At 69.8% G+C, this 21,935-nt stretch carries 20 protein-coding genes and 7 pseudogenes; 13 read left to right on the top strand and 14 right to left on the bottom strand.

Translation table 11 applies throughout. The features are described 5' to 3' along the window. Positions 1-231 precede the first annotated feature (231 nt). The gene (locus Srubr_RS09615; protein WP_189997707.1) at positions 232-603 is read left to right on the top strand and encodes a hypothetical protein; all 372 of its coding nucleotides are present in this window, start codon (positions 232-234) and stop codon (positions 601-603) included. A 10-nt stretch (positions 604-613) separates the two neighbouring features. Next, positions 614-1,624 carry an aldo/keto reductase gene (locus tag Srubr_RS09620; RefSeq protein ID WP_268257599.1) on the top strand — a complete coding sequence of 337 codons (1,011 nt, stop codon included), beginning with the start codon at positions 614-616 and terminating at the stop codon, positions 1,622-1,624. 491 nt (positions 1,625-2,115) lie between these two features. Here Srubr_RS09620 and Srubr_RS09625 read toward each other — a convergent pair. The 3 pseudogenes from Srubr_RS09625 to Srubr_RS09635 form a co-directional block, all read right to left on the bottom strand. Further along, positions 2,116-2,862: pseudogene (locus Srubr_RS09625) on the bottom strand (SDR family oxidoreductase). Between the two features lie 69 nt (positions 2,863-2,931). After that, positions 2,932-4,001: pseudogene (locus Srubr_RS09630) on the bottom strand (aldo/keto reductase). Between the two features lie 149 nt (positions 4,002-4,150). Then, positions 4,151-4,795, bottom strand: a pseudogene (locus Srubr_RS09635) (SDR family oxidoreductase); the annotation flags it as partial. 138 nt (positions 4,796-4,933) lie between these two features. On the opposite strand from Srubr_RS09635, the gene Srubr_RS09640 reads away from it, so the two are divergent. Continuing rightward, entirely contained in the window at positions 4,934-5,497 is a 564-nt protein-coding gene (locus Srubr_RS09640) for a TetR/AcrR family transcriptional regulator (protein WP_189997709.1), read from the top strand. Positions 5,498-5,531: 34 nt separating this feature from the next. Next, positions 5,532-5,969, top strand: a complete 438-nt coding sequence (locus Srubr_RS09645) for a hypothetical protein (RefSeq protein WP_189997710.1) — start codon at positions 5,532-5,534, stop codon at positions 5,967-5,969. A 265-nt stretch (positions 5,970-6,234) separates the two neighbouring features. Here Srubr_RS09645 and Srubr_RS09650 read toward each other — a convergent pair whose 3' ends face one another. The 3 genes and pseudogenes from Srubr_RS09650 to istA form a co-directional block, all read right to left on the bottom strand. Further along, positions 6,235-6,702: a hypothetical protein gene (locus tag Srubr_RS09650; protein ID WP_189997711.1), complete on the bottom strand. Its 468-nt coding sequence runs from the start codon at positions 6,700-6,702 to the stop codon at positions 6,235-6,237. A gap of 145 nt (positions 6,703-6,847) precedes the next feature. Next, complete coding sequence (gene istB, locus Srubr_RS09655) at positions 6,848-7,675, bottom strand: IS21-like element helper ATPase IstB (protein WP_189997712.1); 828 nt, start codon at positions 7,673-7,675, stop codon at positions 6,848-6,850. Further along, positions 7,672-9,319 (bottom strand): annotated as a pseudogene (istA, locus tag Srubr_RS09660) (IS21 family transposase). The gene istB and the pseudogene istA overlap by 4 nt, the downstream one beginning before the upstream one ends. 214 nt (positions 9,320-9,533) lie before the next feature. Between istA and Srubr_RS40415 the strand changes: the two are divergent. The 3 genes from Srubr_RS40415 to Srubr_RS09675 all read left to right on the top strand — a co-directional run bounded on the left by Srubr_RS40415 (position 9,534) and on the right by Srubr_RS09675 (position 11,810). Further along, positions 9,534-10,502, top strand: coding sequence for a hypothetical protein (locus Srubr_RS40415; RefSeq protein ID WP_229926854.1), 969 nt, complete (start codon positions 9,534-9,536; stop codon positions 10,500-10,502). After that, positions 10,492-11,340 (top strand): alpha/beta hydrolase, encoded by an 849-nt coding sequence (locus Srubr_RS09670; protein WP_189997713.1) that lies wholly within the window; start codon positions 10,492-10,494, stop codon positions 11,338-11,340. Before Srubr_RS40415 ends, Srubr_RS09670 begins: the two co-directional genes overlap by 11 nt. 248 nt (positions 11,341-11,588) lie before the next feature. Continuing rightward, the gene (locus Srubr_RS09675) at positions 11,589-11,810 is read left to right on the top strand and encodes a hypothetical protein (protein WP_189997714.1); all 222 of its coding nucleotides are present in this window, start codon (positions 11,589-11,591) and stop codon (positions 11,808-11,810) included. 80 nt (positions 11,811-11,890) lie between these two features. Here the strand turns inward: Srubr_RS09675 and Srubr_RS09680 are convergent, their stop codons facing one another. From Srubr_RS09680 to Srubr_RS42215, 4 genes and pseudogenes are all read right to left on the bottom strand, one after another. Then, positions 11,891-12,355 carry a hypothetical protein gene (locus Srubr_RS09680; protein WP_189997715.1) on the bottom strand — a complete coding sequence of 155 codons (465 nt, stop codon included), beginning with the start codon at positions 12,353-12,355 and terminating at the stop codon, positions 11,891-11,893. 495 nt (positions 12,356-12,850) lie between these two features. Next, positions 12,851-13,933 carry a cytochrome P450 gene (locus Srubr_RS09685; RefSeq protein WP_229926855.1) on the bottom strand — a complete coding sequence of 361 codons (1,083 nt, stop codon included), beginning with the start codon at positions 13,931-13,933 and terminating at the stop codon, positions 12,851-12,853. 284 nt (positions 13,934-14,217) lie between these two features. Next, positions 14,218-14,567, bottom strand: a pseudogene (locus tag Srubr_RS40420) (hypothetical protein). Then, a pseudogene (locus tag Srubr_RS42215) lies at positions 14,567-15,354 on the bottom strand (MobF family relaxase); the annotation flags it as partial. The pseudogenes Srubr_RS40420 and Srubr_RS42215, both read right to left, overlap by 1 nt. A gap of 137 nt (positions 15,355-15,491) precedes the next feature. Between Srubr_RS42215 and Srubr_RS09695 the strand changes: the two are divergent. Both Srubr_RS09695 and Srubr_RS09700 read left to right on the top strand, forming a co-directional pair. Next, a complete protein-coding gene (locus Srubr_RS09695; RefSeq protein ID WP_189997718.1) occupies positions 15,492-16,403 on the top strand; it encodes a hypothetical protein in 912 nt (303 codons plus the stop codon). A gap of 86 nt (positions 16,404-16,489) precedes the next feature. Next, positions 16,490-16,942, top strand: coding sequence for a DUF5959 family protein (locus tag Srubr_RS09700; protein WP_189997719.1), 453 nt, complete (start codon positions 16,490-16,492; stop codon positions 16,940-16,942). Here the strand turns inward: Srubr_RS09700 and Srubr_RS40425 are convergent. Beyond that, a pseudogene (locus Srubr_RS40425) lies at positions 16,924-17,404 on the bottom strand (transposase); the annotation flags it as partial. The gene Srubr_RS09700 and the pseudogene Srubr_RS40425 sit on opposite strands and share 19 nt — an antisense overlap. Further along, positions 17,338-18,030 (bottom strand): AMP-binding protein, encoded by a 693-nt coding sequence (locus Srubr_RS09705; RefSeq protein ID WP_229926856.1) that lies wholly within the window; start codon positions 18,028-18,030, stop codon positions 17,338-17,340. The gene Srubr_RS09705 and the pseudogene Srubr_RS40425, both read right to left, overlap by 67 nt. Here Srubr_RS09705 and Srubr_RS09710 point away from each other — a divergent pair. Beyond that, positions 18,007-18,288: a hypothetical protein gene (locus tag Srubr_RS09710; protein ID WP_189997721.1), complete on the top strand. Its 282-nt coding sequence runs from the start codon at positions 18,007-18,009 to the stop codon at positions 18,286-18,288. The two genes, Srubr_RS09705 and Srubr_RS09710, sit on opposite strands and share 24 nt — an antisense overlap. Before the next feature lie 209 nt (positions 18,289-18,497). Here the strand turns inward: Srubr_RS09710 and Srubr_RS40430 are convergent, their stop codons facing one another. Next, a complete protein-coding gene (locus Srubr_RS40430) occupies positions 18,498-18,764 on the bottom strand; it encodes a hypothetical protein (protein WP_229926857.1) in 267 nt (88 codons plus the stop codon). A 44-nt stretch (positions 18,765-18,808) separates the two neighbouring features. Between Srubr_RS40430 and Srubr_RS40435 the strand changes: the two genes are divergently transcribed. Next, positions 18,809-19,021: a hypothetical protein gene (locus tag Srubr_RS40435; protein WP_230426651.1), complete on the top strand. Its 213-nt coding sequence runs from the start codon at positions 18,809-18,811 to the stop codon at positions 19,019-19,021. Positions 19,022-19,618: 597 nt separating this feature from the next. Continuing rightward, positions 19,619-19,801, top strand: a complete 183-nt coding sequence (locus tag Srubr_RS09720; RefSeq protein ID WP_189997722.1) for a hypothetical protein — start codon at positions 19,619-19,621, stop codon at positions 19,799-19,801. Between the two features lie 41 nt (positions 19,802-19,842). Here Srubr_RS09720 and Srubr_RS09725 read toward each other — a convergent pair whose 3' ends face one another. Further along, positions 19,843-20,931 carry an alcohol dehydrogenase catalytic domain-containing protein gene (locus Srubr_RS09725; RefSeq protein WP_189997723.1) on the bottom strand — a complete coding sequence of 363 codons (1,089 nt, stop codon included), beginning with the start codon at positions 20,929-20,931 and terminating at the stop codon, positions 19,843-19,845. Between the two features lie 102 nt (positions 20,932-21,033). On the opposite strand from Srubr_RS09725, the gene Srubr_RS09730 reads away from it, so the two are divergent. Beyond that, entirely contained in the window at positions 21,034-21,927 is an 894-nt protein-coding gene (locus Srubr_RS09730) for a LysR family transcriptional regulator (protein ID WP_189997724.1), read from the top strand. Positions 21,928-21,935 lie beyond the last annotated feature (8 nt).

Genomic DNA, 21,935 nt, shown 5'->3' on the forward strand with positions numbered 1-21,935 from the left:
TCGCGCCGTTGCCGGTGAGCGGGAGGGCGGCCAGCCCCACCCAGACACCGGGCACCAGTCAGCCGGGCACCCGCCGCCGAAGCCGCGCGGGCAGCGCGGCGACCTCGAGCGGACTGTTCCCGAGCTCCAGGACACCTGGCCTGGAACGGGCCTGCGCCGCGGTGATACTCGACTCGATGGTCACCGGGCAGCCCAAAGCGCTGCCGGAGCGCTGGGTGATCTCGGCCCAACGTGGCCGCCGCGCTCGCGGCGGCCACGTTGGGCTCGTCCGTCTCCGGCACCGGCGTCTCCCTGGTCTGCTGCCGTGTGACCGGCTTCGAGAACCTCGCCTACCTCAAGGCCGTTGTGATCGACCTGGTCGGGGTCCCCGTGTCCGACCTCGACGACGCTCGGGCGGAAGCCTTTACCGCCCGCTGCCGCGAGCACTGGCCCGACCTGAAGTCCGAGGTCGCCCCCAGCGTCGAGGAGACGCTCTCCGCCCACCGGCTGGTCTGCCTGGCGACCACCACCGTCGCCCCGCACCCGACCACCGACGCCTGCCGACGCGGCACCCTGGTCCTGCACGTGTCGCGCCGCGACCTCACGCCGGGGAGAGGGCCTTGAGGTCTCGGCGATCGGCTACGGCGCGATGGGCCTGACGATGGCCTACGGACCCACCGACGCGGAGGCCGGCGTCGCCGCCCTCCGCCGCGCGCACGACCTGGGCATCACCTTCTTCGACACCGCCGAGATGTACGGCTGGGGCACCGGCTCCAACGAGATCCTGGTCGGCAAGGCGGTCAGGGACTTCCGCGACGACGTGGTCCTGGCCACCAAGTCCGGCGTCGATATGTCAGTACCGCCCGAGCAGATCGGCGGCCCCCTCGACAGCCGGCCCGACAACATCCGCAAGGTCGCCGGCAACAGCCTGCGCCACCTCGGCGTGGATCACATCGATGTCTTCTATCAGCACCGCGTCGACCCCGAGGTGCCCATCGAGGAGGTCGCAGGCACCGTCAAAGAACTGATCGACGCGGGCAAGGTGAAGTGCTTCGGTCTCAGCGAGGCCGGGCCCGAGACGATCCGCAGGGCGCACGCCGTGCAGCCGGTCTCCGTGCTGCAGACCGAGTATTCCCTGTTCGAATGGGACGCCGAGCAGTTCTTCCCCACCTTGGACCAACTCGGCATCGGCTTCGTCGCCTACTCCCCCCTCGGCCGCGGGTTCATCACCGGCACCGCCAAGCCCGTCGGCCAGTACGAAGCCACGGACATCCGCAACGTCGACCCGCGGCGGCAGCCGGGCAACTTCGAGAAGAACATCGAAGCCGTCGAGCGGCTCGCCGAGCTCGCGGCGGCCAAGGGTGCCACCGTCTCCCAGCTCGCCCTCGCCTGGCTCCTGACCCGGGGCGAGCACATCGTGCCCATCCCCGGCACCCGCAGCCCGAAGCGCATCCAGGAAGACGTCGGCGCCGCCGACCTCACCCTCACCGGCACCGGCACCGGCACCGGCCTCAAGGCCATCGACGAGATCCTCCCCCACGGCGGCTTCGGCGCCCGCTGCACCGAGGGGCACATGCCCACCTGGATCCGAGACCCTCTGGAACAGATGCATTCGGACACCGACGGCGGCACATGGGCCCGGTAAGGCCCGGATCACCGAAGCCTTGCAATACCAGCCACGGCTAGAGTGCCCGAAGCCGTTGGAGCTCCGGTTCGGGCTCGACTTGAACAGACGCCTCGACTCGCACTTGACCGCCCGGGACGCCGACGCCGTGCCCGGGCCGCGCGCCCCGGATGGTGGACCGGCGGCGGTGCGGGGGTGAGGAGCTGGGGCTCCGATCGCCTACGAACAATGTCTGGTCACCAGCACTCTCGCCGCATAACGGCACAAACAGGTGTCCACTTTACGGGAGAAGGTTCACGTGTCTTCGTGGGCCGCGACAACCTCCTGGTGCGAGCATCCTGACGCCGTCGCCGGCGAACTCGATGGCCGCCCACGCAAAACGCTCGGCGGGGAAACCCCAGCCGGGCGTCTGCGTGAACTGCTCGCGGCCTGATCGACACGACCACGGGTTGCAGCGCCCCCCTGAAACCGCCGTGGTAGCGGGCCTTGCGCCCGTGGGATAGCGGACGAGCTCATAGCTGGGTTTCGCCGCCATCCACGGCCAGCTCGATGCCGGTGGTGTACGTGGCATCGAAGGCGAGGAATGCGGCCGCCTTGGCGAACTCTTCGACGGTGCCGTAGCGCTTCATGGGGTTGCTCGCGGTCCGCTCCGCCCTGAACTGGTCGGCGGCCTCTTCGGACAAGTTCATCGTTTCCAGGATCCCCGAGTCGATGGGACCCGGGCTGATCGCATTGACACGGATTCCCCGCGGAAGCAGCTCGCGGGAGAAGGTGCGGGCCATCGAGCGCAGCGCCGCCTTGCCGGCCGCATAGACGCTGGTGTCCACCATGCCGATGACGTTCGCGATCGAGGTGGTGAGGACGATGCCGGCGTTCGCGCTCAGCACCGGAGCGAGCTTCTGCACAGTGAAGAAGGCGCCCTTGACGTTGATCGCGAACAGCTCGTCGTACACGTCCTCGGTCGTCGACTCAAGGGGCGTGAGGGGTGAGATGCCGGCGTTGACGAACAAAGCCTCGATCGAGCCGAGCTCGCGCTTTACACGGCCGGCGAGCATATCCAGGTCGGACAGTGAGGCCACATCCGCCCGGACGGCCACAGCGTTCTTGCCGAGCCGCTCGCGTGCCGCGTCGAGCTTGGTCTGAGAACGGCCGGTGATCACCACGCGGGCTCCGCCTTACACCAGTAGCTCCGCCAGCGCGAGCCCCATGCCGCTGCTGCCACCCGTGATCACCACATTCTTGTCGCTGTACTCACCCATGCCGGGGTTGCTCCGTTCCATCATCAAAGACGTATCGACATATCTGGATATCGCTGTTCATGTAGCGAATCAGCCGAGGGTTTCGATTTTCATGTCGCCTGTGGTGACCGTGCGGATGTGATCGCTGGCGAGCAGGTCGTGCGGATTGCCCAGGTCTATGGAGCTGACCTCGTCGAGGCGGGCCAGGTGGGAAGGAGTGAGGTCGACCTGCAGGGCACCCAGGTTGTCCTCCAGCTGCGCGATGGTGCGGGCGCCGATGATGGGTGCCGTCACGCCCGGGGCGTTCAGGGTCCAGGCCAGTGCGACCTGGGCGGGTGTGCGGCCCAGCTCCGAGGCCACCTCCTTCACCACATCGGCGATGGCGAGGTTGCGGTCGGTGACCCATCCCAGGGCGACGTTGAGGCTCTTGCGGTTGCCGGCGGTTTCGCCGGCGACGGAGCCCGCCTGGTTCTGGTCCTCCCGGCTGTACTTGCCGGTGAGCACCCCGCCGCCCAATGGGGAGAAGGGGACCACGCCGAGTCCCATCTCGCGTGCCATCGGGATGAGGTCACGCTCCGCGGTGCGCTCGATCAGGCTGTACTCGGTCTCCAGTGCGACAGTGGTGACCAGCCGCGCAGGTCGGCGATCGCCTGCATGCGCGACACCTGCCAGGCCGGGGCGCTGGAGATCGCCACGTACAGCACCTTGCCCTGCCTCACCAGGTCGTCCAGGCCTCGCAGGATCTCCTCCACCGGCGTCCTGAAGTCCCATACGTTGACGTAGAGCAGATCGATGTAGTCGGTGTCCAGCTGCCGCAGACTGGCTTCCACCGACGCCAGCATGCTCTTGCGGTGGGTACCCCCGGAATTCGGGTCACCTGGCTGGCGCAGCGTCGAGTACTTCGTCGCCAGCACCACCTTGTCGCGGTTGGTGCGGGTGAATTCGCCGAGCAGTCGCTCGGAGCTGCCGTTGGTGTAGGTGCTGGCGGTGTCGAAGAAGTTGCCGCCGAGCTCGGTGTAGCGGTCGAAGAGCCTGCGCGCCTCGTCGCGCTCGGCGCCCCAGCCCCACTCGGTGCCGAAGGTCGCCGTGCCCAGCGCCAGCGGTGAGACCCGGAGTCCGGAACGGCCCAGCAGCCGATAGGTGTCGAGAGTGAGTGCCATCGTGTTCTCCTGTGAGGTGCGGTTGGTGGCGTTCGAGAGGTGCGGATGGGTGGTCGACTCGCCCGGGTTTCAGCGCCGAGCCCGTAGCAGCCGGCCACGGTGATGTCCTGGCCGGTGATGTGGCCGGCGGCGTCCGAGGCGAGGAAGGCGACTGCTTCCGCGACCTCCTGGCTGGTTCCGAAGCGCTTGAAAGGGATCTTCGAGCGCATGGCGGCCCGGCCGCTCTCGGGCACCCCCAGCTTGTTGAGCAGCGGGGTGTCGGTGGCCCCGGGACTCACGGCGTTGACGCGAATCCTGCGTGGGGCCAGTTCGAGCGCGAGGGAGGGCAGCATGGCCAGCAGCGCGCCGCGTGTCGCCGCCCTCACCGTGGCGCCAGGGATGCCGCGACGGGATCCGATGCCGACGGTCAGCACGATCGAGCCGCCGTCGTTCATGAGGGGAAGGGCCTTTTTGAGGGTGAAGTACCGGCCCTTGAAGTTGAGGTCGGCGTGCTCGTCGAACGATTCCTCCGTCACCTCGGCAACCGGTGCCGGACGGAAGATCCCGGCGTCGAGGAAGAGCAGGTCCAACGATCCGAACCGCGCCGACACCGCTGACATCAGGGCGTCGGTGTCGGAGAGCACGCGCCCGTCGGATCGGAGGACGAGCACGTCGTCGGGGAGCTCAGATCTTGCTCGTGCGAGGGAATCGGGATTCTGTCCGGTGACCGCGACCTGGTAGCCCCGGGCGTGCAGCAGCTCGGCCGTCGCTCTGCCGATCCCGGTCGTCCCCCCGGTGATGACCGCAGTAGGCATGGCAAACCTTTCGTCGCTGAAGCGACGGGTGAGACCACCCGTAATCGGGGAACTCCCCGGTTATCTCACCGTACACTGAACCGGGGACATCCCCGAATCGTTCCCGAGCCCCATCCGACACTCACGATCGCCAAGGTCATGACACCTCCACGCAGCACCCTGCGCGCCGACGCGCAGCGCAACCGTGAGCAGCTGATCGCCACGGCCGCCGAAGCCTTCGCCTCCGGACACCCGATCTCGCTGGACGCGATCGCCAAACGCGCGGGAGTGGGGAACGCCACCCTGTACCGGCACTTCCCCACCCGAGAGGATCTGGTCGAAGAGGTCTACCGGGACCAGATCCGCCCCTTGCGCGAAGACGCGCGCACCCTGCTGGCCACCAAGCCGCCCGCACAGGCCCTCCACGCCTGGATGCTCCGATTCGCCGACTGGGCCGGCGAACGACGCGGCATCTGCGAGGCCCTGGTCGCCATGAGCGCTTCCGGCCGCTTCGGCACCGGACCGGTCTGCGACGAGGTCCAGCAAGTTCTGGCGATGGTGCTCGAGGCCGGCGCCACAGCAGGAGAACTGCGCAGCGACATCGACCCGGTCGAGGTGGGCGGCATCCTCGCCGGTGTGCTCTCCGTGGCCGGCACACCCGAGCAGCGCCCCCAGCTGAACCGCATGCTGGACGTCGTCGTCGACGGACTCAGGACCCGCTAAGCGACACTCCAGCGGTTCGGCAAGGCGTCGGCCCATGCCGGACGGCATGGCTGCTGCCGCGGCGGTCGTGGTACCCCAGACCTTGCGGACGTTCGCCAAGGAACAGCGGTGGACAGTGATGGCCAGAGCCGCCAACCTGCGGACCCTGCGGTTCCTCGCCGCCTGGCTCGGCGTCGACGCTCCCCTCCATGAGGCCGACGTCCGTGAGGTCGCCCGGTTCGGGTCCAGCTGGGGCCGCCGACGCGTCGTCCCCTTCCTCAGCGAGCGCGGACTCCTGATCCCGCTGGAGCGAACCGACCCCGAACAAGCCGCCGTCGAGCGGCTCCTCGACACGATCCCCGATCACCTGCACGACGAGGTGAAGGTCTGGGTCCGCGTCATGCGAGGAGAAGGCCGCCGCCTGTTTTCGACGGTGTGTTTTGGCCCCACCGGAACGGTTTCGTCTGGCCCCACTTTTGGGCCGTGTGGGTGACGAGTCGGAACGGTGCCGCAGAGGAACGGTTTGGGGTGGCCCCACCCCTCGATCGGGTGACGTTTCGTCGGCGTCCTGGGACGGAGGCTGCCAGGTGCGGACGGTGGTCCGCGGCGGCCGGTAGCGTGTGGTCCACGGAGCCCGCCCGGCTGCTTCCCCTGACAGGAATGCGGACGGGCGGGCGCCTTGTTGAGGCACTACCGGCGCGGTAGTTCACGTGCAGACGACGCGCTGGCCAGGTGAAGGAGGCCGTGGGGCCGACGTCTCAACTGTTCCGTGTGAGGGTGTTGAGGTCGCAACTGTCGGGATCGCCGACGTATTCGTAGAGGTGCGGATTCTCTCGACCGCCGCCGACGTAGAGACCGCTTCCGTAGTGACCACCGTTGACATCGCTGTCCCAGTAGCCGCTGATCTTGTGGAAGCTGAAGGAGACGGGCCAGTCGGCGTCGTGGTCGGGAGTCAGCTTCCAGGTTCCGCTCCCGGTTCTGTTCCGGGGGTCGCCGGAGGCTCCTTCAAGATCTGCGGGCCACCCGACCGTCGTGAAAGTACCGTCGCTGCGGAGAGTCAACCGTGCGGCAGAGTCTTCGTAGGTGCCGACCAGGTCCTGCGTGGTCAGTCCCTCGGGCCTCTGGTCCGCTCCTGGGCATGAGGAGTATCGGCTGGAGCATCCGGTCGTACCCACCGATGCTGCCAGGACCAGCGTGCATGCGAGGCCGAACAGCCTGCGGTTCATATGGACCCCCACCCATGAGACTGAACACGTTCAGTGTCTCAGTCAGGTGTGCGGGGACTTGGGCAGGGTGTCGCTCGTTGTGGGTGTGGATGGGTGGTGAGAGCGAGGAGCATGCATCGCTCTCACCACGGGACCACTCTCGTGGTCAGGCGGCAGCCGCCTTGCGCTTGGCGGTGGTGCTGGCGAGGCGGAAGGACTGGGTGCCGGTCTCGATGATGTGGGCCTCGAAGGTGAGCCGGTCGACGATGGCCTGGCAGAGCCGCTTGTCGGTGAAGGTCTGGTCCCACTCGGTGAACGGCCTGTTCGAGGCGATCGCGTGCCGTTCCTCGCGTTCGGTGAAGATCTGGAACAGCAGCTCGGCGCCGTGCCGGTCGAGCTTGACGTAGCCGAGTTCGTCCAGGCAGAGCAGGTCCACCCTGCCGTACTTCTTGATCGTGCGGCCCAGCTGCTTGTCGCTGGCCGCCTCGGCCAGCTCGTTCACCAGGTTCGCCGCGGTGGTGTAGCGGACCCGCCCGCCGGCCTCCGCGATCGCGGTGCCCAGCCCGATCAGCAGGTGGGACTTTCCGGTGCCGGAGTCTCCGATCAGGCAGAGCGGGTTGCCGGCCTGGACCCAGCCGGGCTGGGCGAGGGTGCTGATGACCTCGGGCGGAACGTTGGGGTTCTTGGAGAAGTCGAAGTCCTCGATGCGCTTGTTCCGAGGGAAGCCCGCCTCCTTGACCCGCCGGAACTTGCGCCTCTCGTCCCGGTCCTCGCACTCGCTCTCCAGCAGCTCGGCCAGGAAGTCCGCGTAGGACGCGTGCTCGCGCAGGGCCTGGGCGGCGAACTCCTCCCAGCGGCCGCGGATCGTGGACAGGCCCAGGTTCCGGCAGGCCGCGTCGATCGTGGCCGACGGGTCGGCCCCGCGCTGAGCGGGCAGGCCGAAGGAGCCCCACCGCCCCGTGGTCGCCGGGGCGGGGGACGTGCTCTGCGTCATGCTGAGCCTTTCGGTTGGATAGAGAGCAACTGGCCGTAGGCGGCCAGGGAGGGTTCCGGCCGGGTGTCCGGCGGCAGTTCAGGACGACGTGCGGGCAGGGAGATCACCCGCGCGGAGACGATGTCCTGGTCTTCGGGCCCGTCCGCGGCGGCGGTCGCGGGCGGGGCGATCACGACGGGCGGGGGTCCGCCGGCGGCGGCGACGGCCTTGCGGGCCTCGATCGCGACGAGGTCCGGGGAGACCGACCCGGCCTGGAGGACCGCGTTCATGCCCGCGATCACGGCTTCGCCGGGCAGCCGGCGGTGCAGAAGGAGAACGTCGATCAGGGCCCGGGTGCCTTCTGCCCGGCCTCTGGCCTCGCGGGCCGCCGCCCAGAACGCGTCGTGAACCGGGGTGAACAGCCCGCTTTCGCGGGCCGCTGCCAGGCCGGTGGAGTTCTCCAGGGCGCCAGGCTTGTGCCGCAGGATCTCCAGGTAGTGGTCGAGGAGATCGCGGAAGCCGTAGCGGCCGGCCAGCCGCGGGTGGCGGACGACGATCTCGTGCCGGTCGAAGACCCAGACCTCGTCCGCCCGCAGCGAGACGCGGACGTTCTGGCCGATGAACCGGGCCGGCACCGAATACTTGTTCTGGCGGACCGTGATCCGCGAGGTCTTGTCGACCTTCGGCGTGAGCGTCAGCCCGACATCGAACTCCTCGAACGGCAACGGCGCCAGCAGCGGGGCCTCGTAGTCGAAATCGAAGCCGACCGACGTGGGCCGGTTGTCGATGTGCCGGGCGTCCTCGGCCACCTCGATCTGCTCGATCCGCGCGTTCAGATCGGCCAGCGTATCGACGTCGGGAACCGGGACCAGGTGCGTGCGGCGGAACCGGCCGCCCTCGTGCTCGACCCCACCCTTCTCATGGGCGCCCTCGATGCCGGGACGGCAGTAGAACAGCGTCGAATCCGTAGTGCGAGCGGAAGGCCACCCACCTCTGCGACTCCACCCGCGAGCGGCCGAAGCAGACCTGGGAGACCGCCGGCTTGAGGTTGTCGTAACGGATGTGCCGGGTCGGGACGCCCCCGAGGATCCGGAAGGCGTCCACGTGGCCTTGCATGAACGCTTCCTGGCCCGACGTGGAGAACACCCGGTGGACGGCCTTGCCCGAATACGACAGCCTCAGCGTGAACAGCTGGCACTGCATCGGCTTGCCGTCCACCCGGACCCAGACCTCGGCGAAGTCGACCTCAGCCTCCTCACCGGGCCGGTGGAACTGCGGAACCATGCCCTCGTGCATCATCCGGGCCCGGTCCGCCTCCTCCTTGATCTGAGGCCGGCGGACCCGCAGGTAGTCGTTGAGGGTGGTGTAGGCGACGGCGGTGAAGCCGTACTCGTCGCGCAGCCGGTCCAGGATCCGCTTGTTGGTGTGCCGCTGCTTCGGCGGCGCGGTCAGATCCGACCGCAGCATCTCGTCGATCCAGCCCTTGGCCGGATCCAGCGCCGACCGGCGCATCACAGGCTCCTTGCGCTGGGGCGGCAACGCGCTGTCCAGGGCCTGGCGGACCACCCGACGGTGGACCGCGTAACGGCGGGCCAGCTCGCGGACGGAGGCGTTCTCCAGCCTCCGGTCGCGACGGATCCGCTCGAACAACTCAACACGCTGCAAAACCCGGCCTCCTGACACGGCCGTAATCAAGTACTCACACAGCGTGATCCCGGTCGCGAATCCGGGTCAATACCGCACTACTCCAAACGAGTGCATCCCCGCCGTACCGGCCGTCAGGTGGGGCCACTTCAAACCGTTCCTCGGTGGGGCCACACGAAGCCGTTCACCCGGGGCCAAAGAAGACCGCCCTAGACACCGCCGCCCCTCCCCGGCGATGGACTGGGCCACCATCCGCCGCTATTCCCACTACCGCGTTCCCGTCCTGCGGAAGTGCGGCAAGCGGATCGACAGCCTCCGCGAGATCACACCAAAAGATGTCGAAGACGTCGTCACCGCGCACACCGGCAATCCCGCTCATGGCGTCCACGGCGCCTTGCGATCGCTGTTCCGGGCCTTGAAGCGAGAGCGGGTCATCTTCCGGGGCCCGGCCCGCAACGTCTCCGTCACCTACGCGAATCGCGCACCGCGACGGATTCCGTCCGACCGCCTCGCCGGCCTGCTGGATAGGGCGCCGACCGCGATGGCCAAGGCCGTCGTCGCTCTGGTCGCGATCCACGCGCTGGGGTCGACGGAGATCCGACGCCTGCATCTGATGGATCTCAACCGGTCGGCCGGTCGACTCATCGCTCGACGTCGTGGAGACAAGCACAACGTTTACCTGGACGAGCTAACCCTGGAGCTTCTCACCGACTGGCTCCGCGAACGCTACGAGCGCTGGCCCCACAGCACCAACCCACATCTGTTCGTCACGCAAGTCACCGCCCTCGACCCAGAGGGACCACCGGTCGCCAAATGCGACGTCCAACCGATCTTCACTCAACTTGGATCCCAGCGCCAGAAGTTGAGGATCGACCGGATCCTCGCCGAAGCACACGAGACTGCCGACCCCGTCCACCTGATGCGTCTTCGGGATCGCACCCGACACCGCGATGAAGTACGTCAAGGCCGCCCACCCGCACCGCTTCATCAAGAACCCCACCCAGGCGTGACGAGCTGGCTGGTTCGCGGCCCCGCTTGTCACTCAGCGACGAGCCCGCCGACGTGGGCGTGTCCATTGCGACTGTGCACGCCTCGATCTTGGCCTTGCGTCACTGCCGGGCCCGCTCATCCTGCTCGGGACCACGAAAATTCCCTTGCGGCCAAGGGCGGTGATCGCCCTACGGTTGCTCCCCGTGACCATTGAGATGCCCTACCAGCCACTTCCGATCGACCAGTCGGACGTGCGCTACGTCCACGGACCCGATTCCGCTCTACAGCCGGGCGTGCCCGCTGGCGAGACGGTCGAGTTCGACTGGAGGGACAGCGAGGTCTACCCGGGAACCTTCCGGAAGTTCTGGGTACACGTGCCAGCACAGTACGACCCAGCGGAACCGGCATCCTTGATGGTGTTCCAGGATGGATGGTGGTACTTGGACCCCGCAGGGGAGGTACGCGGCGCGATCGTCCTGGACAACCTCATTCACCGCGGCGACATCCCCGTCACCATCGGCGTGTTCGTCGATCCTGGCGTCTTCCCCAACGCGGAGAACCCAAAGAACCGCAACAACGAGTACGACGCCTTCGATGACCAGTACGTCACCTTCCTCCTCACCGAGATCATCCCGCAGGTTACAGAGCGCTATACCATTGCCCGGTCGCCCGAAAGGTGGGGCATCTGCGGCGGGAGCAGCGGCGGCAACTGCGCCTTTACCGCCGCGTGGCTGCGTCCGGACAAGTTCCGCCGCGTCATCGGATACCTGTCCAGCTTCGCGCAGATGCCGGAAGGCAATCCCTATCCAGACCTCATCTCCCGCGTCCCCCGCAAGCCTCTGCGCATCTTCATGCAAGGCGGCCACCGCGATCTGCACTGGAATGAGCCACGGCGGAACTGGCTCGCCGAAAACCTGCATGTGGCAGCCGCTCTCGCTGAAGCGGGCTACGACTTCCGCCTTGTCCTAGGAGACGGCGGACACAGCCCCAACCACGGCGGCGTCCTGCTTCCGGACGCTCTGCGCTGGCTGTGGCGGCCCAACGCAGGTTGATCGATACCTGCAACATGCAATCCGGCGCCGACTGCGGTGAGGTGGGCTGCACCCTGGTCGCATAATCGCATAGGGCCTGAGATTGGAGAAGGCTCACTGACAGCTGAGAGCAGCTCACACTGCCAGTTGAAGGCCCGGAACCCGCGGGCAACTCTGCCTAGAGGAGCCCAGCCACCCTCCGGTTCCCTGGATTTCCCCTCCAGGAATCCGCGAACCCGTCGGCTTGCCGTCGTGCCGACTTCGATCACATGGTCCGGCTCGGTTGGGTCCGCTCCCCGCAGTCGATCGGAATCCGCTTCGGCACCAGCCGGGCCGGGACCGCCGACGTCCCGCTCTACACCACGGCGTCCGTCGACGCGGTCGTCCCGGCCCACCCGGAAGGCGACTGGGAGCAACTGCGCGCGGTGGAGGAGGGCCGCCGTTCTCCGCTTGCGGCGCTGCGCCCGGAGCGTGCACCCCTACCGGCGTAAGCCTTCGGTGCCCTTCCCCGCCCGCGCCCCACACCGTCCGGAGGACGGCCCGGGCGCGGGCGTTCTTCTTGACGTGTCGCTCACGCGTGCCCGGCAGTCGGCTCCCACAAGGGCAAGGCGTGCCCGGTCCCGCCGCAGTGGAAGCACCGGCCGCCTCCCGGCGTGCTGCGGGCACCGATGGTGCCGGCCGCGTGGCGGAAGAGCCGGGTAAGGCCGGCGGTGTGCGCCTCGTGGATCGGGAGCTCCTGCCGTCTGCCGGGCGTGACCTCCAGCGCGACGCCGGGGCCGGTGAAGTGGGCGTGCCTGCCCCCGGTGATCGCACGGAGCGTCTCGTTCAGTTCGTGCATCGTCTCCGCGCCGGACAGTTGCACGCGTGCCGCGAGGACGGTGTCGGTGGCCGCGGCGAAGGACAGCAGTGCGACCGGGCAGGCGAGCGGCCCGACGCGGCCCACGGGGGCGGGGTGGGTGTGCTGGAGTTGGGACAGGGTGTGCCACAGGTCGCCCGGCAGGTCCTGGGGTGCGGTTTCTTCTCGGCTGCGTCTCATACGGCCCTGTGTAGGGCCTTGGGTGGGCTGTCGACGTCGGATGGGCCCATCCGTCCCGTCCAGTGGTGCGGTGACTTCGGGACCGGTCCCGCTGTGCGGCCTGGCGGCTGCCGGCCGCACAGCGGGCTGGTGCGGTCAGGCCCGCCGACAGAACCAACGGCGGCCACGGCCCGGCTCCTGGTGGTTCTCCGGCTCCGGCGGTGCGGCGGCCTGGAGACGGGCGGCTTCGGCGACGGCTTCCTCACGGGCGACGTCATCGGCGTGGCAGGTGCCGCACACCGACAGCTTCCCGGCGTCGGCGGCCAAGCGTGCGGGATCGCGAGCCGGGGGGAGGCAGACCGCGGCGCTCCCGCACGCCTTGCGTCCGCCGTGGTCTGCACGCCGTCGGGTACGGCGTGCAGACCACGGCGGGCGTGGAACCTCTAGAGCCAGACGTTGGGCTCCCAGAAGCTGGCGGGCTTGTTCCGGATGATACGGCGGATAGCAGCGAACATGTCACTCACCTCCCTTCCTCAGCGCGCACACGGGGGTCTTCAGGGCCCGTCGCAGAGCGAAGGGGCGGGGGAGGACGGAGCCGGCCACCAGGGGCCGGGCATCGGCGCCGCTGATGCTCAGGCGGGCGTCCAGGGACAGGGCGGCTACCGTCTCGCAGGCCAGGTCGTGGGCGACGCTCGCGCCGCCACAGGTGAAAGGCCCCGCGCTGAAGGGAAGGTAGGGGCCTTGTCCGCCCGCCTCGCTCCAGCGTTCGGGCCGGAAGGTCCGGGGGTGGTCCCAGCGCCGCGCATCGTGGTGCAGCAGGTAGGGGCTGACCGACAGGATCGTGCCCGCCGCGAACGGCAGGCCACCGAGTTCCAGGGGGTGGGGGACGCGCCGGCCGACCATCCACACGAACGGGCGGTGACGTGCGGCCTCGCGCACCAGCCAGTCAACGGGCCAGGGCCACGGCGGGCCGGGCGGGTGGTGAAGGCCGGCCAGTAGCAGCGACCAGGCCACCGTGTAGCCGACGTTGCCCACGATCGAGGTGAACAACAGCACCCAGAGATCGAGCACGGTCCGGTCGGTCGATTCCCCGGGACAGGCCCCGAGCACCGCGTCCAGCAGGTCCTGCGGCTCTCCCGCTCCGGGGCCCTCCGCCCGGCGGTGGTGGACATGTTCGGCAAGCGCGGCCAGCAGCCCGGGCCGCACGATTTCCGCCCGTAGCCGCTGTCGTACGGAGGGCTGGCGGGCGGTCAGGCCGGCTCCCACAGCCCGTCGCAGCTGTCGCCGCAGTACCGGCGGCGCGTCAGGGCGAAGCAGTACGTCCTCGCTGCACCGGTACACCAGCAGCGGCCCCGCTGCGGGCCACTGGCCGACCGGGTCCAGCGCGGCTGCGGCCTCGGCCACGCGCCGGCGGTAGGCGGGCAGGTGCGCGCGCAGCAGCTTCCGCACGGCGCGGCCGAGGGCGACCTGGGCGGTGCGCGAAGGCAGCATGGCGCCGAAGAAGGGGGACATGCCGCCGTGGAAGACCGGGTCGCGCAGCACCGTGAGCGCCAACTCGGAGTCCCTCACGCACCAGGCGCCCCAGGGGAGGTGGAACACCTCTGCTGGACTCCGCCGTGCGCATTCCTCGACATATCCCAGCGGATCACGTCGGAACCGGCGCATCTCCCTTACGCTCACCGCACCCCCGTCAGCCGCCGGCCGAGGCCGGCCGTCACCGTCGCTGCTGCCGTGGTCCTGCCCGCCGACGATTCCCGTCATACCGCTGAAAGGGGGACTTCACCTGTGAAGGTGACCGCCGCCGGGGGCATCGCTCTCCCGCAGCCAGGCGTGAAGGCTGATCTGTCACGCGAACGCCTGGTACCACACGGTGTCCGGCATCGTCACCACAGCCAGGCGCCTGAATGCCGCACCCGGGACAGGGCGCGGGCATCGCGGCGCGCGGCCGCGTTGCCGATCCGGTTCTGCCAGGCGCCAGGGCCGGCGCGAGTTCCTCGCGGCGAGGCGGCGCTTGCCGGCTTCCTGGAGCCGCTTCCGCTGCCTGCGCAGCTCCGCCTTCCTCACCGCCTTCGACTTCGGCGTCCGGGGCCGCTTCCAGGTCGGCCTTCCATCCCTCGGGTTCGTCGACTTCGGACTCCTGGTCCTCGTCGAGCGCAACGGCCATCTGCTCGCGGGCGGCACGGGCGGGGGCGAGGGCTTCGTCGGGGTCGGGCTGGTCTTGCGGAGTGTTCACACCGCCGCCGGGGCGGGTTGCGGACGCAGGCTGCGGGCGGCTTCGCGTGCCCGCCTGCTGTCCCGGATCGTGGCGGTCACCTTCGCGGTGACGGCTTCGAGCGTCCGGCGGGTCTGCTCCACGGCATCGACGTCGACGCCGGTGTCCGGCTCCGGTAGGCGGCCGTCCTTCCGGCCGTCGCGGAAAGGACGCGGATACGACCCCGCGGCGGCGGGCACCGCGACGGCGTACGGGCGAGGGCGGCAGCCCAGGCGCTCCGCTCGCCGCGCGGCGCGGACCCGGACGGCGAGGGCACCGGCGACGAGGCGGGCCCGCTCGTACGGGGCCGCCGTGCGCTTGCGAGTCAGCGGGCGCGGCACGGCCTGGTCCTCGGTGCCGCGCGGTACAGAGCACACAAGTCGGCGGTCATACTCCGGCCGCGCCCGACGGGGCGGGTGTGGTCGTCGACGGCCGCCTGCACGGTCCACGGCGACGGTGTCCACGGCCGCCAGGACGACCTCGGCCAACGGACGCACCCGCGCCCACACCACCGCGTCCGCTCCGCGAGCCGGTAGACGGTGCAAGCTCCGAACGCCCGGATCGCCGAGGCACGCCAGCGCTCGCGCAGCTCGGTCAGCGACAGCAATTCGGTGCGCTTGGGCGGACGGCACTGGTCGGCCTGGCAGGCAAGCGCGTAGGAGGCCCGCTCCCCCGGCGCATGCCCCTGCCGCTCCTCGTACCGGGCGGTGGGGACGGGCAGCGCGTCCTCGATCTGCCGGCGGCGGGTCGGCTGCCAGCCGATCGGACGATTACCGTCCTCCAGCTCAACGACCGATGGCAGGATCAGCCTGTGTCCAGCCAACACGCCACGCCCCCATGCTCCTTCCGTGCCGCGCACACCGTCTGGCACCAGCATGGGCGGGATCGGCCATGAGTAGCGACGGGGTGGCAACCATCGTCGGCGCGGTGTGCACGCCGCTGGGCGTAGCCGTCGGCGCCGTGGGTGCGCCGGCGGCCGCCCGGGTCCGGTTGCGTGGGGCCATCGCGCAGGCGGACGCGGTGCTGGCGCAGGCCCACACCACCTACCGGGCCGCTCTCGACCAGGCGTACGCGGCACAGCACGCCGCCCATGAGCAGTGGCGCCGCGAGATCAGACGGGACGCCTACGCCGCGTTCGTCACGGCGCTCGACGAAGTGAGGGAGCTGGTGGCGCGGCCAGAATTCCTCGACACCGACCCGGAGGACGGGTCCGGCCCACTACAGGCGGCTTCGCGCGCTATGGCGGCGGCCCTCGCAGTGGTGGAACTGGAGGGGCCGGCCTCGCTCACGGTGCTCGCGCGGACGGTCCAGCAGCGGTGCCTCGTGGCCGGTGAGCACGCCCTGCGGCTGGCTCCGCGCGCCACCGCGATGCGACTGCTGAGCAGCGCAACCGATGCCGCTACAGCGGACCGATCCGACAACGGGTCACCGTCCGCCCTCGCCCGCTCGGCCCATCAGGCGCTGACCCAGCTACGCGAGGCCGCATACCGCCACGAGAGCGGCCGTATCGGTCGGGATGCGTACGATGCCGCGCGACAGCGCGCAACCGAGGCTGTGGACGTGTGCGGTCTGTTCACGGCTGGCCAGGCCCGTGCACTGCTCAGCGACCCGTCGTGGGAGGCAGCCCTGCGGATGGGCAGCGAACACGCCGAAGCCCTCGCGCGGTTCGAGGCAGCGCGCGGCGACTTCGTCTCGGCTGCCCGCGAACTCCTCGACCCCGAGGGCGACACCAGCACCGACCGCCACAGCGGACGCCTTCAACACCGTCTTTCTCAGCTGACCCTTTGTAAGGGTCGCTTAGAACTCCTGACGGAATGAGACTGGGGCAATCTGGTTGTGGCCGCAGCTCTGCTTCGACACCATGAGCCCTCGCGGGTGAAGGTAAGCGGAGCAGAGGATGCACGGTGGATCTGATCAGCCTCTCGGATGGTGACAACGGCCTCCGGGTGCGTGTTCTGGGGCGGCGGTCGCCGGGTGTGCCGCATCTTCACGACCAGCTCGACGCAGAGGTCCTGATCACGAGCAGCTTCGTCAACGGTCGACTCGGCATGTCCCTGTCCCCTACCGACCTGGAGGACTGGTCCCGGGCTCTGGCTCTCCTCGATGCAGGGCAGGACATCTGCTGGAGGGACGACGACCACAGCCCTGAGATCAGGATCCAGCCGCACAACGAAGAACACGAGACTCCCGTTGTCCATGTGGAGGATCCGGGCAGTTCGTGCGTCAGCGTGCTCCTCCCCATGAACCTTGAAGAGGGTTGGATCGACGAGCAGCGAAGGCTGCTCGGACAGGTGATGAAGGAGTGGCCGAGTGAGGTCCTGCAGTCCTCACCGGGTGTCTATGAGTGGCGACGCTGAACTGCTGCCGGGCGTCGCCAGCAGACGAGTGCGCATCCGAGAGTGAGGAAGGCTTCGTGAAGGTCGTTGCGGATCTCCCAGCGGATCCGCAGGCGGCGGAACCGGTGGGGTGGGCGAACGCGCGCTCCACGACCCAGCGTTGGGTACCGAGCCCGGAGCCGTGCCCGATGCCCGGCGGGCAATCAGCGGTTTCACTCCGAGGCCCCGGACCAGACGGCGTACTTGTCGTGGTCGTAGCCGCGGTCGCCCAGCACCCCCTCCGGGCGGCGCCCGGGGTCCACCGCGCTTGCCTCGCACGGGAGGCACAGCCTGGAGGAGTGGGATCGGCTGGGTGACGTCGTTGCGGTTGCCGCCTGTCAGGGTAATGGCGAGCGGGATACCGGTGGCGTCGGTGATCAGAAGTCGAAGCCGAGGGCGGTGAACTGGCCGACGCGGGTGCCGGGGCGCCCGGGAAAGCGGTCGCGGTGCCAGGCGAGGAGGTTGGCCAGGCCGCGGTGGGGCATGGCGACGCCCTTGGGGGTGCCGGTGGAGCCGGACGTGTAGATGACGTAGGCGAGGGTCGTCGGGTCGGGGCGGTGCCCGGGCGGGTCGTCGGGGAGCGCGGAGAGCGTCCGCAGGGTGGCGGGGTCGTCTGCGGCGACGGTGGTGCCGCGGTGGGCGAGCCGGGGCAGGGCGACGGTGTGGGTGAGGACGACCTCGGGGTCGGCGTCGGCGAGGACAGCCCGGAACCGGGCGTCCGGATGGGCGAGGTCGAGCGGCAGGTAGACGGCGCCCGCCTTGAGGATGGCGAGCAGGGCGACGGGCAGGTCGAGGCCGCGGGGCAGGGCGACGGCGACGATCTGCTCGGGTCCGGCGCCGAGCGCGGTGAGGTGGCGCGCCAGCCGGTTGGCGCGGGCGTCGAGTTCACGGTAGGTGAGGACCCCCTCGGCGTGGCTGCAGGCGCCGGGGGTGCGGCGGACCTGTGCCTCGAAGAGTTCGGGCACGGTGCGCCGTACGGGCACGGCGGGGATGTCCGCGGCGAGCAGGGTGTGCCGTCGATAGCGGAGTTCGAAGTCGCCGGGCACATGGCCGCCGCGTCCGTGCCGCACTTCGGCTTGCCGATGCTCATGCGCGTGGTGACGGGCATGGCGTACGCCGGGTTCTGGGCGGTCGCGCCCATCGCCGCCGACCGGCGCGGGAGGGCGATGTCCGTGGTCGTGTCCGGACTGGACCTGGCCGTGATTGTCGGCGTTCCCGCCGACACGCCGCTCGCGCAGCACACCAACTGGCAGGCCGACTTCCGGGCGGCGGCCGGCGCGGCGCTCGGAAACCTGGAGAACCTGCCTTCTCCGGCGGCGGCGCCCTGACTCGTTAAGGGCTTGTCCGAAGGTGTCGACGGCGTCCCGCGTCATGGCCAGCGCTTCGATTGCGGTTCCTTCGAGTTCACGGTGGACGGTGTACCGGAAGGCTTCCGCTTGACCCTCGGCTTGCAGGGCGACCTATCGGGGCATGCATGATTTTTTTCCTCCGCTTTGTCAGGTGCGCGCGCCGAGGGGCCGCAACCTTGTCGCCCAGCTCACCCTCCGGCTGGGCGCGTTGACGGATCACGCGGCTCCAGCAGCCGCAGCAGGTGATCGGCCAGCGCACGGTGACGCGGGGGTCCGTACGGCACGCGGTAGTGGACCAGGTCCGGCTGCTCGGCCACCGCCGTCTCGATCGCCGACAGATACGCCTTCTCCCGCGACCGGGAGCCGCTGACGACCAGCTGCTCGCGCGCACCCCCAACGAAGTCGACCATCGCCTCGACCAAGTCCGTCCAGCGGGTCAGCACCTTGACCACCACGGCGGTGCCGAGGTCTCCAGCACGCTGGTGGCCGCGCCGTCCTGGTGAGCGAACAGCACCTCCGGCCGCTCGCGGTACACCTGGCACAGACCGGCCCGGTTCCGCTTGCCCGTACGACGCCGGCCCGACTCCCACGCGCTCTCAAGCTCGCGTCCGCCGCCCCGCCCGTGATCGAGTTCAGCGCGTCAGCCGCCTGCTCCAGCGCCATGTTCAGCGCGAACCGCGCCCGCTACGACAGCGAGGCCACCGCTCGCTGAAGCGGCGGCCTTTGGACTCACCCAATGCTTCATCCGGCCGCTGAGCCGGCGTGGCTGTCGCGGTGTCCCCGCTGCTCCGACCCAGCGCGCACGGCCCGCCACGGGTACGAGAACCGAGCGTCCTCGTACGGCCGCCGCCAGCCCCGGCGAGTACACCTCCAGCCTCGAAGTGCCGGCCTGCGGTGCCCTGACGGACCGCGGAAGGGGCCATGCCAACGGTGTGCCGAACTCTTGCCCTGAACTGGGGGCCGGGGCGATGGCCGCGGAACTGGCCCCCGTCCTCAAGGGCTTGGAGCATGGCTTCGGCGAACCGTAACCGCCGACGCCAGGACGGCGTTGAACACGGCACGCGTGCATGAACATCCAACTCCTGCGGATACGCGAGCGAGCCGGGACCGATGCGGTTGGGCCGAAGCACGATAGGTGTCACCGTTGCGGTCCGCTGACCTGGGGTTGAACGCGGTGCGCAGCAGGACGATTGTCACCAATGAGGCAGCGCTGTTGTCACCGACGCCGAATTTGGGGGCTTGTTGTCACCGCCTCCGGCCGCCGTACGAGTTCTGACCTGCGATGGACTCGACCTGTCCCGTCCTTGCCGTGGCAGATGACGCGGGCGAGCGTGTGGCGGGGCTCCTGGCCGCCGGGCCGCAGGAACCGGCGGTCCTGAACGGCGGGTTCGTAGCGCTGCCGAAGCAGCAGAGGGCCGAGCTGGCCTACGGGGCCTGCCCCATCGGCATCGTGCACGTCAGACAGCAGCAGTATGGCTGCCTGCGCCCGTGAGGGTGGCGGGTCATGCGAGTGGGGTGGATCGGTGGGCCGTGTCAGTCGGCTGAAGGGGTGAGGCTGGTGCGGTCGAACGGGCCACCGTGCGCGGTGGCGTACGTGATGGCGTCATTGACGGCATCGAGGCCGAACGACCGGACCCGCTCGGAGGCGAGATCCAGAGTGCCCGAGGCGAGGAGCCGGATGATGCCGACATTGGCCGTGCGCGGATACATCCACTGCCCGCGCACGGTGACCGAGTTGCGCATGATCCATGGGTACGGGAGTGCGAGGTCGTCGCCACCGAGCATGCCGACGCCGCCCATGAGGACGACGCGGCCGTACTCGCGCACGGTCATGGCCGCCGCACGCGAGGCCGAGCTGGGTGCGCTCGGCGGGAGCAGGTCGATCACCATGTCGATCGGGCCGTCGGCTGTCGCGGACATCGCCGCGCGGTCGGTGGCCTCCTCCCCGGTCAGCGGGACCGGGCGCAGACGCGGGCCGAACCGGTCGGCGAGGAGGTCGAGCGCCTCCTTGTTGCGGCCGGGGGCGACCACGCGGCCGGCGCCCATCGCGAACGCGACCGCGACCGCGCTGCTGCCGAGGTTGCCGGTGGCCCCGCTGACGAGCAAGGTCTCGCCGGCCGCGAGCCCGCCTGCCAGCAGCCCGCCGTAGGAGATGGTGTGCACGGTGAGCGCGGCCCAGCGGGCCGGATCCTCCCCGGCCGCGGCGGGCAGCGGGTAGACGTTCTCCGTCGGGACCCGCATGAGCTCGGCGAACGCGCCGTCGTGCAGGTACTCGGCGAGCCGCGCGCCGCCCTCGCCCCGCGAACTCCAGCCCTGGAGCGTGATGTCGGGCGTCAGGGCGTCGTCCCGCGAGCGCACCGTCGAGTCGCACCACACCAGGTCGCCGGCCTGCAGCCGGGTGGCGTCCGGGCCGACGTGGAGGATCCGCCCCACCGCGCCGACACCGGGTACGACAGGGGGGACAAGGGGGTACTTCCGTTTGCCGCTGAAGACGTCGGCCGCGTAGGGCGCCACGTTGGCGGCGAGGACCTCGACCACCACCTCACCGCTGCCGGCCTCGGGGTCCGGTACCTCCCGCACCGCGAGCGGGGCACCGAACCGCGTCAGAACTGCTGCTCGCACGTGATGACCTCCGTGTTGTCCGTGCTCTCGAGATCGAAACACTAGGAGCGGGACGAGCATGCGGGAAGCGACGATCCGGCATCTGTGGTATGCGTATCCCGCATGGACATCTCCAGTACGGGACTGCGGGTCCTGCGGCAGATCGCCGAGTCCGGCAGCTTCACCGCGGCGGCTGCCCGGCTCGGTTACACGCAGTCGGCCGTCTCCCGTCAGGCCGCCGCCCTCGAACGCAGCGTCGGTACCACCCTGTTCGAACGCCGTCCGGACGGGGTACGGCTCACTCCCGCCGGCTTGACCCTGCTGCGGCACGCCCACACGGTCCTCGCCTCGCTCGCGGCGGCCGAGCGTGAGCTCGCTGGGACCGTCCCACGGACCGAACCTGTACGGCTCGGGGCAGTCCTGAGCGCGGGTTCGGCGATCCTGCCCGCCGCACTCGCACACCTCGCGGCGGCCGACCCGCAGATCACGGTCACCACCCGCGAGGGCACCACACCCACCCTGATCCGGGCGCTGCGCGCGGGCTCGCTCGACCTCGCCGTGCTGACATCCCGACCGCCCCACCGGCCCTTCGACGGCGACTCGCCACGGCTGCACCTCGAGACCGTCGCGGACACCGAGCTGGTCGTGGCGGTGCCTTCGACCGGAGAGTTCGCCGGGCGCACCACGGTGCACGTCGACGAGCTGGTCGATGCCGCTTGGATCGCCACCCCGTCATCAGGCGGCGAGCCGCTGCTCGGCGTCTGGCCCGGCCTGCCCGGACGGCCGCGCGTCATCCACTCCGCGCGCGACTGGCTGACCAAACTCCAGCTGGTCGCCGGCGGCTTCGGCGTGACCACAGTGCCCTCCCCCCTCTCACCGGTACTGCCGCCGGGGGTGAGCCTGCTGCGCGTCGACGGCGCACCCCCCGAGATCCGTCGTGTGCTCGTGGCACGACTCGGCGGCCACCCCACTCCGGCGATCACGGCCGTCACCCGAGCGATCACCGCGACCGTTTGAAGCGCCGC

Origin of the sequence: Streptomyces rubradiris, assembly GCF_016860525.1 — a bacterium.
Classification (GTDB): domain Bacteria; phylum Actinomycetota; class Actinomycetes; order Streptomycetales; family Streptomycetaceae; genus Streptomyces; species Streptomyces rubradiris.